General features: G+C 70.5%; 10 protein-coding genes. 4 read left to right on the top strand and 6 right to left on the bottom strand.

Annotation, left to right across the window (positions count from 1 at the left end; all coding sequences use genetic code 11):
- Positions 1-45 precede the first annotated feature (45 nt).
- The 5 genes from ACFY9I_RS21540 to ACFY9I_RS21520 form a co-directional block, all read right to left on the bottom strand.
- Positions 46-1,134 (bottom strand): hydrogenase expression protein HypE, encoded by a 1,089-nt coding sequence (locus ACFY9I_RS21540; RefSeq protein WP_391003899.1) that lies wholly within the window; start codon positions 1,132-1,134, stop codon positions 46-48.
- A gap of 137 nt (positions 1,135-1,271) precedes the next feature.
- On the bottom strand, positions 1,272-2,978 hold the full coding sequence (locus ACFY9I_RS21535; protein WP_391003897.1) for an enoyl-CoA hydratase-related protein: 1,707 nt from the start codon (positions 2,976-2,978) through the stop codon (positions 1,272-1,274).
- Between the two features lie 131 nt (positions 2,979-3,109).
- A complete protein-coding gene (locus tag ACFY9I_RS21530) occupies positions 3,110-3,367 on the bottom strand; it encodes a hypothetical protein (RefSeq protein WP_391003895.1) in 258 nt (85 codons plus the stop codon).
- Positions 3,354-3,605, bottom strand: coding sequence for a DUF6400 family protein (locus ACFY9I_RS21525; protein ID WP_391003893.1), 252 nt, complete (start codon positions 3,603-3,605; stop codon positions 3,354-3,356). The genes ACFY9I_RS21530 and ACFY9I_RS21525 overlap by 14 nt, the downstream gene beginning before the upstream one ends.
- A gap of 90 nt (positions 3,606-3,695) precedes the next feature.
- On the bottom strand, positions 3,696-5,294 hold the full coding sequence (locus tag ACFY9I_RS21520; RefSeq protein ID WP_391003892.1) for a TIGR03086 family metal-binding protein: 1,599 nt from the start codon (positions 5,292-5,294) through the stop codon (positions 3,696-3,698).
- A 752-nt stretch (positions 5,295-6,046) separates the two neighbouring features.
- Here ACFY9I_RS21520 and ACFY9I_RS21515 point away from each other — a divergent pair.
- Positions 6,047-7,621 carry a hypothetical protein gene (locus tag ACFY9I_RS21515; RefSeq protein ID WP_391003890.1) on the top strand — a complete coding sequence of 525 codons (1,575 nt, stop codon included), beginning with the start codon at positions 6,047-6,049 and terminating at the stop codon, positions 7,619-7,621.
- Between the two features lie 72 nt (positions 7,622-7,693).
- Here ACFY9I_RS21515 and ACFY9I_RS21510 read toward each other — a convergent pair whose 3' ends face one another.
- Positions 7,694-8,359, bottom strand: coding sequence for a DUF5701 family protein (locus ACFY9I_RS21510; RefSeq protein ID WP_391003888.1), 666 nt, complete (start codon positions 8,357-8,359; stop codon positions 7,694-7,696).
- Between the two features lie 424 nt (positions 8,360-8,783).
- On the opposite strand from ACFY9I_RS21510, the gene ACFY9I_RS21505 reads away from it, so the two are divergent.
- From ACFY9I_RS21505 to ACFY9I_RS21495, 3 genes are all read left to right on the top strand, one after another.
- A complete protein-coding gene (locus ACFY9I_RS21505) occupies positions 8,784-9,734 on the top strand; it encodes a phosphotransferase (protein ID WP_391003886.1) in 951 nt (316 codons plus the stop codon).
- A gap of 136 nt (positions 9,735-9,870) precedes the next feature.
- Positions 9,871-10,350, top strand: coding sequence for an HAD family hydrolase (locus tag ACFY9I_RS21500; RefSeq protein ID WP_391003884.1), 480 nt, complete (start codon positions 9,871-9,873; stop codon positions 10,348-10,350).
- 597 nt (positions 10,351-10,947) lie between these two features.
- Positions 10,948-12,045, top strand: coding sequence for an extracellular solute-binding protein (locus tag ACFY9I_RS21495; protein ID WP_391003883.1), 1,098 nt, complete (start codon positions 10,948-10,950; stop codon positions 12,043-12,045).
- The last annotated feature ends 50 nt before the right edge of the window (positions 12,046-12,095 follow it).

Genomic DNA, 12,095 nt, shown 5'->3' with positions numbered 1-12,095 from the left:
TGTGGGGGTGCACGAAGCGGGGAGCGGATTACGTGCGCGGGTCGCTCACCACGGGGGTCGGTAGCCGGTGGTGATCTTGTCTCCGGTGCGGCGCCACTTCGGCTCCTTGTCCACCGTCTTGGCCGTGATCGACCGCAGCTTGCGGACCACGGCGCCATAGGCTCCGCTGGCGTTGCTGGACACCTTGGCGCCGGGCGGCTCGTCCATGAACGGCATGAACTTGTCGGGGAACCCGGGCATGGTGCAGGCGATGCAGATGCCGCCCACGTTGGGGCAGCCGCCGATCCCGCTCATCCAGCCGCGCTTGGGCACGTTGCACTTGACGACGGGGCCCCAGCAGCCGAGCTTGACCAGGCAGGTCGGCGAGTCGTACGAGAGGGCGAACTGGCCCTGTTCGTAGTAGCCCGCGCGGTCGCAGCCCTCGTGGACGGTGGCTCCGAACAGCCAGGTGGGACGCAGTTTGTCGTCCAGCGGGATCATCGGGGCAGCGCCGGCCGCCTGGTAGAGGAGATAGGTGAGCGTCTCGGAGAAGTTGTCGGGCTGGATCGGGCAGCCGGGGACGCACACGATGGGGATGCCGGCGTGGGACTTCCAGTCCCAGCCGAGGTAGTCCGGCACCCCCATCGCGCCGGTCGGGTTGCCCGCCATGGCGTGGATACCGCCGTACGTGGCGCAGGTGCCGATGGCGACGACCGCCAGCGCCTTCGGGGCGAGCCGGTCGATCCATTCGCTGGTGGTGATCGGCTGGCCGGTCTCCGGATTGTCCCCGAAGCCGCACCAGTAGCCCTCGGGCTTGATCTCCTCATTGGGGATGGATCCCTCGACGACCAGTACGAACGGGTCGATCTCGCCCCGCTCCCCCTTGAAGAACCACTCGATGAACGTGTCCGAGCCGCCGACCGGACCGCACTCGAAGTCGATGAGCGGCCAGTGCACCGCGACCTTGGGCAGCCCCGGCAGCACACCGAGCACGATCTCCTCGATGCTGGGCTGCATGGCCGCCGTCAGCGCGACCGAGTCTCCGTCGCAGCTCAGGCCGGCGTTGATCCAGAGGATGTGGATCGTGGGTGTCTCGTCGGCGGGTGCGCCGCCTGTGTCCGCGGCATCGGCTGTGCCCAGCGTCGCCTCAGTCATGGGACCGCCTCCTGGGGAGGTAAGAGATGAAAGCCGCATTTCGACCGTCGTTCCTCTTCGTATCAGCCGTTCGGCCGGGAGGTGACGCCATCGAGGGCCGTTCCGGTGACAATGGCGGCGCAGCGGATCCGCCGGGTTCACGCAAGCGGGACCGGAGCGAGGTGCGGCGGGGTGCGCGGTGGCCGCTCCTTGTGGACGAAGGATCGACGCAGTGCGTGGTACGGGGCGTCCGGGTCGTCGAAGGCCCGCCGCATCCGGGCCAGCTCCCGCTCCCGGAAGCCGGCCAGCGGGGTCGTGCTCTCCAGCCGGTCCAGTTCCGTCTTCTTCGCGGTGATCCGTGACGCCGTCGCCGGGAGTGCCGCCAGGCGCGCCGCCAGGCCGCCGACCTCGTGTGCGAACCGGTCGGGACCGCAGTCGACCACCCGGTCGACGAGCCCGAGGCGCAGGGCTCCGGCCGAACTGACGGGCAGGGCCTGACTCATCAGCCGTTCGGCGGTGGAGTGGCCCACCCTGCGCGGCAGCGAGTACGTCCAGTACTCCGAGCCGTACAGGCCCATCAGCCGGTAGTGGGGGTTCAGCACGGCGCCCGAGCGGCACCAGACCTCGTCGGCCGCGAGGGCGAGCATGACGCCTCCCGCCGCGGCGTTGCCCGCGACGGACGAGACCACCAGCCGGTCCGTCGTGGTGAGCACCGCCTCGACCAGGTCGTCGATGGCGTTGATGTTCGCCCAGGACTCGGCGGCGGGGTCGTCCGCGGCCTCGATGACGTGGAGATGGACGCCGTTGGAGAAGAAGTCCCGTTCGCCGCCCAGAACCAGCACCGACGTGGGCCGCTCGCACGCCTCCCGGTAGGCGCCCAGCAGACGCCGGCACTGCTCCGTGCTCATGGCGCCGCCGGGGAAGGAGAAGGACAGGAAGCCCGTGTCGCCGTCCTCCCGGTAGCGGATGTCCGACCAGGTGCGGTGCGGCACCTCGGGCAGGCGGGGCATGACCTGCTCGGGCAGCCGGGGCAGCCGGTCGCCCAGGGCCCGTACGGCAGGCAGTTTGAACGTGGGCGGCTGCCCGGGCACGCGCCGGGGCCGGAGCTCGGGGATCCAGACGGCGCCGTCCCTGGTGGCCCGGCAGACGGCTCCGGCACGGGTGGCCAGCAGCTCGCCCGGCCGGCCTCGCAGGACGCCCTCGGGGTGGCCGCCGTGCAGATACCACTCACCGCCGAGCAGCACGTCCAGCACACCGGGCTGCGAGTCCGCGGCCCTCAGCTTGCGCAGGACGGTCCGGGTGGAGTCCTCCGCCCAGTCGATCCGCCGGACGCCCTGGTCGAGGTAGGGACGCGGGCGCGGGTACGTGCCGGCCGGGCGTGCCGCGTCCTGCCGGAGCGGCACGTGGGTGCCTCCGGCGAAGCGCTCCACCGCCAGCAGGACGGCCTCCATGGCGGCGTCGGCGATCTCGCCCCGGTACAGCTCGCTCTTGGACACCTCGGGGATCCGGCACCGTACGGAGGCCCACACGTCCCCGGCGTCCATCTCCCCGTCGGCCTGCAGGACGGTGACGCCCCAGTCCTGGGCACCCTCGTGGATCGCCCAGTCCAGGGAGGACGGTCCTCGGTCCCCCACGGGCCCCGGATGGACGACGAGGCAGGTGTGCGCCCTCCAGACCTCCTCGGGAATCGCGGTCTTCAGCATCGGCGCCACGATGAGCTGCGGGGCGTGCCGCCGCACGGCCTCCGGCAGGCAGGTGCCCGGGAGAGCGAGTTCCACGGCCACGGTGTGGCCCCGGTCGCGCAGTTCGGCGTGGGTGCGCTGGGTGAGGCTGTTGAACGCACTGGCTAGGAGCAGGATGTGCACGGCTGCCTCCGGGCGGACGAACGGCAGGCAGGGATGGCCGCCGACCGTGATCCTTGACCAGGCCCGTCTGCCGTCCTCGACGACAGACGGCGGAAGTCATCCGAAAGCGGGCGCCGCTGCGCCGTCCGGCCTCACCGTCGTCGCAGGCCGCTGGTAATGCGCTCCCACGGGGTGCGGGTGGCACCGAAGTGGGTTTCGTGGGTCCAGATGTGGGTGCACGACCGGCACTGCAGGTGCAGCAGGCTGCCGACGTTGGAGAGCAGATAGCGCCAGTGCTCCGAGCAGGTCCGCCCCTGCTCGCAGGTGGCGCACCCGCGACGGTCGTCGCAGTTCGGGCAGGCCACCCAGGCGCGCCGCCCGATGTCGGCCTGCGGGTCAAGCGGCAGCATGACCGCCCCCTCCGCGTGGAAGCACACCGGCCGCGACCAGTTCGTCGTAGACACGCTGCTGCTCCGGGCCGAGTCCGGAGTACAGCAGCTCGTACGCCTCTTCCTCGCCGCGCAGCGCCGCCACGGGGTCCCAGTCGGAGCCGAGGGCGTCCAGGACATGAGCGCGCCGGAGCATCTCGTGCGAGCTCAGGTCGACGGTGAAGTCGACCCTCGGCTGCGCGGGGTCATGGGAGTGCATGCGGCCGAACGTAGGGAAGCGTTCCTCGCCCCGGCAAGAGCAGGTGGGGGATGTCACAACCAGTCGGGACGCGGAGGCGGCGGGCCGGCGTCATGCGACGGTGCGTCCCAGGTAGGCCGCCAGGCGGTCGAGCGGGGTGGCGTGCGCGGGGGCACGCCGTGGTGGGGCGAAGGAAGCCTCGGGGGTGCGAGGCAGGTCGGCGTGGATCTCCCGTACGACGCGGAGGGCCGGCTCGGCGAGGTGGTGGACGGTGTCGTAGGGCTGCCCGGTGGCCCGGGCCAGGTCCCAGCCGTGGACCAGCATCTCGATCACCAGCTGCTCGACGAGCCGTCGCCCGGGTGCGGGACCGTAGCGCTGCTCCAGCATCCCCGGGCGGGCGAAGGCCGTGCGTGCCGTCCGGGCCGCGGTGCGGAACGCGGCGGCGTGGTCGTCTCCGAGGTGGTCGGCGGCGAAGTCTGCGCGGGGGGTGCCGTCGGCCAGGCCGGCCCACAGCAGGTTCTCCCAGACCAGGTGGTCGAGGAGGGTGCGTACGTCCCAGTCGGCGCAGGGCGTCGGCAGGTCGAACCGGCCCGGCTCCACCGCGCGGACCAGCGTGTCGACGGCGTCCAGGACTTGCTCACAGGCGTGGAGCACTCCGACCGGTTCCCACGCGTCCCGCCCGGTGTCGTACAGCGCGGCGAGTCGCGCGGCGCGCGCCCCGGGTTCGGGGTTCGCCCTGAGCGCGGTGGTCAGCCAGCGGCCGGCCGCGACCATGGTGGGGCGCACGGGTCGGCCGTTGATGACGCAGAGCAGCTGCCAGTACCGCTCCATCAGGGGGTCGGAGGCCACTTCGAGCTGTTCCAGGAGCAGGGCTCTGGCCCGGGCGCCGTCGGCGAGCCTCTCGCCGTGCGCGGTGGGCCTGGTGGGCAGCCACGTCGCGACGATGTCGGTGACGACGGGGTCGGCCGCCGGTGAGTCCGGGGCGACCCCCTGCTCCATCGCCGTGTCCACGCGTCGCAGCCAGTCGTCCGTCACCCGCTCCGCCTCCCGCAGCGCGGAGTCGTCGTGCTCGCCCGGGTGGTGTTCGGCGGCGTACCGGGCCATACAGTGCAGGCTGTCGCGCAGAGCCGGGTTCTTGACGAGTTCGCCCAGTTCGAGCCAGGCGTCGACCTGTTCGTCGGTGGGGTCGGCGGGAAGGTCCGGGGTGGCCGCCAGCAGGTTCCGTCGGTAGGTGGGGACCTCCAGTTCGCCCAGGGTGTCGGTGACGAAGTCCTGGATGACGGCACGGCGTTCGGCGGCGGACATGCGCGCCAGCTCGGTCATGGTGGTGAGCCTCTCGGCAGTGGTGTCGCGGCGGGTGACGGAGCGCAGTACCGCCTGCTGCGTCCGCAGCAGGCGGATCCGTGTCTCCAGCGCGTCGATGTGGGTCGCGGCCACCTCCGACAGGGTGTCCTCGCGCTCCAGTACGTCCCGGATGACAGCCAGTCCCAGGCCCAACTCCCTCAACGTCCGGGCCAGTTGCAGACGGGCCAGGGCCTCGGTGCCGTACTGCCGGTAGCCGGCCGGGGTGCGGTGGGCCGGGTGAACGAGCCCGATGTCGGACCAGTGCCGGATCAATTTGACCGACAGCCCGGACTTCCGCGCGATCTCTCCGATGCTCCAGAACGTGTTGTCCTCGACGTGCATGTGCGCCACCCTCGGGTCTCCCATGGAGGGAGAGTCAACAGGTGTCTGCGTGCCCTGGTCACCTGTGCCCTCGCGCCGGCCCACGGCCGCAGGTGTGGGCGGGTCGCGCGTACCGGGACCGTGGTCGGGGGCACGGTCCGGTCCCGGTGAGGCGTCGCGACGGCGGCCGTGGCGGTCCGGGGCGAGCGGTGGGCCGGGGTGGCCGTCAGGGCTTGGACGACGTGACCTCGACGGGGGCGGGAAGCCCGACCTGCCACCGCGCCTTCGAGCCCGGCCCCTCGATGCACCACTTGGTGCCCGAACAGCGGACGCGGCCGGCAGGGCCTGTGACTCCCGGCCGACCGCGGGGACGGAGTACTGCGGCACACTGCGCGGCAGGGTCGGCCACCGGATCGCCGCCGGCGCGCCGGTCCCTGCGGCGGCCTGTCCCGACGGGGTGGTTCCCGTCAGCCGAGTGACCAGGGGCGCCCACGCCACACCGCCGGTCACGGCCCGCAGCGGCGAACAGCTCGGCCGGTACTTCAACGGCCTCACACTGCTGGAACCGGGCCTGGTCTCCTGTTCCCTGTGGCGCCCCGATCCCGGCGGACGAGGCCGTACCGCAGTTGGGGGCCGTACCGCAGTTGGGGGCCGTGGCGCGTAGGCACTGACACCGCTCCCCTACCGGTCGGCCCCGCCGACCACGCTGCTCCACGCATGGTCCGTCGCCGTTCCGGGCGGATAGGGTCGTGGGCCGGAGGCCGCACGAGGGCGAAGGACACACCGGGGGACACAGGATGCGTACGCCCGAACAGATCTGGGAGGACGCCGACCTCCCCACGCGTCGACTCGCCGGACTGGCTCTGAACCCGTCCGCACCGGAGAGCGTCCTGCTGCGGCTGCTCGCCGACGCTCCCCTGGCCGCACGCATGGTGCTGTGCCGGGACCGTGTCCTGCCCGACGCCGTGGTCGACGCGGTGATCGAGCATCCCGACACCCTCACCCGTAGCTTCCTCGCCCGCAACCCCCACGTCGCTCCGGCCCGACGAGCCCGGCTCGTTCACGACCCCGAGTGGTTCGTCCGCGCCCACCTCGCCGAGGGGCCCCGGGTGGCCTTCCCCGCCCAGCCCGAGCCCCTGCCCGACGAAACCGTCATCCACATGATCAACACTTATGACAACGAACTCCTGGGGGGCCTTTTCTACCAGCAGATCAGCACGAGGCTGCGCCTGTCCATGCCCTCGCATCCGATCGCGAAGGTCCGCCTCTGGGGGGTCGGCAGTTGGGCACTGCTGTCCACCGAGACGCGGGCGGCACTGCTCGCGGACGCCGACGACGAGGTACGGGAGGCGGCGCGGCGCCATGCGCGCCACCGGGATCCGGCCTGGGTGGAGAGCGTGCTTCCGGACCGGCCTTGCCACGGCCGCACCGACGCGCTGCTCCACGGCGCCCTCAGCAGGGCCGTGGTGGACGGCGTCCTCGGGAATCCCGTCGGCGAGGAGGACAGGGCGATGATCGCCGTCAACCCCACGCTTCCTCCCGACGTGGTGGCCCTGCTGGCCGCCGATCCGGATCCGGAGATACGGGGTCTGATCGCGGGGCGCGGGGACCTGGGGCCTGCGGAGCGCCGGACGCTCGTCGCCGATCCGGACCCGGACGTGCGGAGGAGGGCCGCGCACCGCGCGGATCTGGATCCGGCCGAGCGGCGCGCGCTGTCGACGGACCCCGACCGTGACGTACGGCTGGCCGTATCCGTCCACCCCGCACTGACCGAGGAGGAACGAGCCGGCATCGACTACGAGATCCCCATGGACCACGCCTTCGTCTTCCACCCCGCGCCCTGGGTACCCCGGGACCGGGAGGCCGTCCGCCGCGACGCCCTCTCCGTCCACCCGCTGCTGCGCCGACAGGCCGCCAAGGACCACCTGCTGTCACCGGACCTTGTCGCACGCCTGGCCGATGACGACGACCTCGGCGTACGCGTCCTGCTGGCCCAGAACCATCCGGACGCCCCGGCGTCACTCCTGCTGCGCGCCTTCCTCGAATACACCGGCCCGGAGCGCGACCACCTGACGTCCCGGCCGAACTTCCCCACTCAAGGACTGGCCGTCTTCGCCGAGCACGAGGACCCCGAGGTCCGGGCGCTGGCCACCCGCGATCCCGAGACCGAACCGGCGACCGTGCAACGGCTTACCCACGACCCGGACCCCGCGGTGCGGGCCGCAGCGGCCCGCCACCCGAATCTCCCGCCGTCACGCCTGACGGAACTCCTCGACGACGAGGAGCTGGCCCACACCGCCGCCGCGAACCCGGCACTGGACGCGGACACGATCCGTCGGCTGCTGCTGACGGCGGACGGACGACCGGCATGACCACCGGCGTTACCACCGGCGTGATCTACGGGCAGGACCTCCGGCGTGATCTACGAGGCAGAAGGATCCGGTTCAGCCCCGGCGAGTCGTCGCGGAGGCGAATCCCAGCCAGGTGTGCCGGTTGCCCCACCAGCACCAGCCGACCTTGGGCGCGTCGCGGCGCTCACGGCCGTCCCGGCCGGTGCCGTTACTGATCCAGATCGCCGGGGTACGGGCGTCCAGCGTGCCGTTTGCCTTGCGCAGCCGGGAGCCGATGGTCATGAAGCAGTGGTTGCGCTCCAGAGCCGAGGGCTGCTGGATCACCCAGTGAATGCCCTCGGTGAGCAGGAGCGGCGTGCGATCTTCCTTGGTGAGGGCGGGTAGTGCCTCCTCGGGACTCCAGTTGGCCATGTGGTCACCGCGGTCGGGACCGGTGACCAGGTAGAGAGGGGCGTCGGGCAGCTCGACGTCACAAGGGACGAAGCGGTCGACGTCAGGCATGTCGGTGACGACGAAGCCCGGCTTGTCGCCCCTGCGGAGCAGCGGCGCGAGGGCGGAGGCAGGGGCGAGGTCCGGATGAACGGCGAGCAGAGCGCCGTCACCGTCCGTTCGGGCGGCGGACTTGGCGAACGTGCGAAGCCTGTCGGCGGACAGTCCGGCGAGTTCGTGCACACCCAGTCCGATCAGTCGCTCGGCCTGCTCGCTCAGGGTCGGAAGTGCGGGGAGGACTGCGGCGGTGGCGGGCGTGGTTTCGGGCACGATACTCCCAGGGACGGCGTTCGAAACGGGCTCATTGTCAACGAGGCGGCCCGGCGGAACGTTCCCGCCGCTGCCGCCTCCACCACATCCCGTGACCAGCGCTCCGGACACCCCCGAGCCGACGGCCGGGCACTTCCCGACGGCCGTGTCGCGGCACGTGGCCTGTCAGCGGTGTGGCCCGGTCACCCGGCGGCCAGAAGGCGGGTGCGGACCGCTCGATGAGCTGACTCTGGCGCCGTGCCCCGAGAACGGCTTCCCCCAACCGCTCCTGAGCGATCGTCAGGCAGGCGTAGACCGCTCCTTGCGCCGTCGACAGACCGATCAGGTCCCCGAAGCACGCGGGTCCGCGCCTCCTCACGGGGGCACCGGCCCGGAAGCCGGGGTCGACGACAACTGACTGTCGGCAGCGGGCAACGATCAGACGGTGGACCCTTGCGCGGTCAGTCGCATCAACAGACGGAACGTCCTTGACGTCGCCGGGCTGACCGCCCTGCACACAAAGCGACTTGACCAGATGTCAGCGAGCGCAGCACTCGCGATCAGCAGCTCTTCGGCTCACTACCCAGGCCAGGTCCTGGCCGAGGCGAACCCCGACGCCGAACGCCTCGGCCAGGCCGGCGAGATGCTGGGTCTGATCGACGTGGCGCTCAGTGAGTTCACGCACCCGGCGGACCGACGAGGCCTTGCTTGGGACATCCGACACTTCCACCAACTGACCGAACTGGTGGAGCACACGCCGAGCCCCGAGCACCGCCGGTTGGCCCAGTCGGTCTTCCGGCTCTTCGGCGAAAACGTCGTTCCGAGGCTGGGTGGTCTGGAAACGCAGGTGATCCACGGGGATTTCAGTCCCTACAACGTGGTGGTCGATCCACGGACCGATCACTTCGTCACCGGTGTCATCGACTTCGGGGACACCGTGCGCAGTGCGGTCATCTTCGACCCCGCCGTTCCCATGGCGAACCTGCTCGGCAGGACGCCGGAGCAACCCTGGCGCGATGCCTGCGCCTTCGCGGCCGACTTCCAACGGGAGCGGCCGATCCAGGTCTCGGAACTTCCCCTGCTCCCGATTGCCGCGCTGGCACGACTCACACTGCGTGCGCTGATCACGAACTGGCGCGCGGAACACGCGCCCGATCGGCGCGAGTACCTTCTCGGCCACGCCAAGGACGACTGGATCAACGTCGAGCTTGCCTTGGCAGTGAGCCTGAACGACGTCATCACACACCTCCGGGAAGCCCCGCAAGGGCAATCCTCAAGAGCCAGTTCCAAACAAAGTGCAGTTTTCACCCGAAATAGGATCGGAGCATCATCATGGCCATTCCCTCGTTGCAGTTCCGGCCGAAGTACGTCTCGTTCGACTGCTACGGCACGCTGATCGAGTACCCGATCACCCCCATCACGTATGGCTCGTGGGCGACCAGATACCCGCCGAGCAGTAGGACCAGTTCGTCCGGGAGTTCCGCGGTTACCGCTACGACCAGGTCCGCGGCACGTACTACCCCTACGAGCAGGTGCTTCAGGACTCCTTCGAGCGGGTCTGCCGCAAGTGGGGCATCAAGGCGGCCCCGGACGCGGGCAAGCGGTTCGCCGACGGCGTTCGCAGCTGGGGGCCCCACCCGGAAGTGGTGGAACCGCTGAAGAAGATGTCCGAGCACTACAAGCTGGTGATCCTCTCCAACGCCGACGACTCCTTCCTGGCCGAGAGCGTGCCCAAGCTGGGGGCGGACTTCCACGCGGTCCTCACCGCGGAGCAGACCGGCTACTACAAGCCCCGGTACGCCGCGTTCGAGTACATGCTCGAGAAGCTCGACGCGTCCCCCGAGGACTTCGTGCACGTCTCCTCGCACACCCGCTACGACCTGATGCCGATGCACGACACGGGCTTCCGCAACCTGGTCCTGCTGGACCGCGGCTACGACCCGGTGACCCACGGCTACGACTACGTGACCGTCAAGTCCCTGGATGACCTCAACACCATGCTCGGCATCTGACCCGAGGCATCACCGGTCCACACGGCACACGAGCTTCTGGAACACCGTCGCGCCGCCGGCCGTCCCGCTGGGCCGCAAGGAGGTCGTGGCCACCAATCTGTGGGGCGGTCGCGCGGATGAGTCGATCGAGCGGGGCGTGCCCGTGCCGTACCAGTGGAACGGCGCCGGGCGGATGACGGACGGCTGGGGCATCCCCAAGGGCGCGGACAACACGGACGCGGCCTACAAGCTGATGAGCGGGAGGCGCGCGCCTGGGTGTTCCTCGACCAATCCACGCGCCGCCTCCAATGCCGCCCGCTGTAGGACATCGTCGGCAAAGGGCGGGGATACGTCGTGGACGGTACACCGGCCCCCTGACGGAGGGCCGCGTGCCCGGCCCCTGGATCGCGCACCGTCGTTGTTTTCTCCTTGCTCTGGCAAATCAGGGACACCACCTGGCACACTGTCGAAAGCTTCACACGCAAGATCTTCGGCGAAATGGTGATGCCGTGCCGAGAATGCGGCGAGCCCGCTAGGGAAATCACCCACCGTCACGGGTCGTCCGCCGCAAAGGCCGCCTGCCGCAACCCCTGCACCCACGTCCACAGGAGGCAGAGGGTGAGAGATCTCGAGATCGACCGCAGAGCCTTCCTTCGAGGAGTCACCGCAGCCGCGGCAGGTGTCGCCGCCACCTCGCTCACCGCCTGCGGGCCGTCGGACGCCGAACTGGGCACCGCCACCCCCAAGGACCCGAACCTGCTGGTCGTCCGTAACATCGGCGGCGCGTACGAGACCGCGAACCGGCGGGCCGTCTACGACCCGTTCACCAAGGAGACCGGTATCCGGATCGAGGTGGTGAATTTTCTGCACCAGCAGATGATCGAGCAGATCAAGAAGGGGCGGCCGCGGTTCGACGTCATGGACATCAACATGACGCATTTGGCGCTCTTCGAGGAGGAGGGCGTTTCCGAGGAACTCGACTACGACCGACTGCCCCACGCCCGGAACGCGGGTATCGCCAAGTCCCTGCTGACCACCCACGGCGTCGGGAAGAGCTATTGGGCGAGTGTCCTGGCATATCGCACCGACGCGTTCAGCGGTAAGGAACCCGATTCCTGGGCGGATTTCTGGAACACCGGGGGATTTCCGGGCCCGCGCGCTGTGCAGGGTGCATTGGACTGGCCGGAGCTGGAGTTCGCCCTCCTCGCCGACGGTGTACCGCTCGACCGGCTGTACCCCCTCGACGTGGACCGTGCCTTCGCGGCCCTCGACGCCCTCAGGAGCTCCGTGCGCGTCTTCTGGGAGAGCGGCGCCGAGCCGGGTGAGCTGCTGGAGCGCGGGCAGGTCGTGGCGTCCAGCGCCTGGAACGGCCGTATCCAGACCCTGGTCGAGGGCGGTTCCCCTCTCGCGTACCAGTGGAACGGTGCTCGCAGGCAGAGCAACGGATACGGCGTACCCAAGGGAGCGGCCAATCCTGACGCCGCCTACCGGCTCATCGACTTCGCCCTGCGGCCCGAGGTGCAGGCGCACTACGCCCGGGTCTTCCCCGAGGGCCCTGTCGTGCCGGCCGCGTACGCGTACATCTCCGAGACCACGGCGGCGAATTTGGCGAGCTCTCCGGGACACCTCCGGTCCGGCTTCGACCTGGACGTCGGCTGGTGGCTCAAGAACCGGGAGGCGGTGACCAGGCGCTGGCAGGCGTGGGTGGGCGGCTGAGCGCCGGGCCCGGGCGGACTCACCGCCCGGGCCCGGAGCAGCCGTAGTCG

Origin of the sequence: Streptomyces sp. NPDC012510, from assembly GCF_042955065.1 — a bacterium.
Lineage (GTDB): Bacteria > Actinomycetota > Actinomycetes > Streptomycetales > Streptomycetaceae > Streptomyces.
Note: the sequence above shows the minus strand (reverse complement) of the source record. Positions and strands in the feature narration are given on the sequence as shown.

Bases quoted from the DNA above. Each gene is read 5' to 3' on its own strand.
- ACFY9I_RS21540 (WP_391003899.1), bottom strand. From the start codon at position 1,134: ATGACTGAGGCGACGCTGGGCACAGCCGATGCCGCGGACACAGGCGGC.
- ACFY9I_RS21525 (WP_391003893.1), bottom strand. From the start codon at position 3,605: ATGCACTCCCATGACCCCGCGCAGCCGAGGGTCGACTTCACCGTCGAC.
- ACFY9I_RS21530 (WP_391003895.1), bottom strand. From the start codon at position 3,367: ATGCTGCCGCTTGACCCGCAGGCCGACATCGGGCGGCGCGCCTGGGTG.
- ACFY9I_RS21515 (WP_391003890.1), top strand. From the start codon at position 6,047: ATGCGTACGCCCGAACAGATCTGGGAGGACGCCGACCTCCCCACGCGT.
- ACFY9I_RS21520 (WP_391003892.1), bottom strand. From the start codon at position 5,294: ATGGGAGACCCGAGGGTGGCGCACATGCACGTCGAGGACAACACGTTC.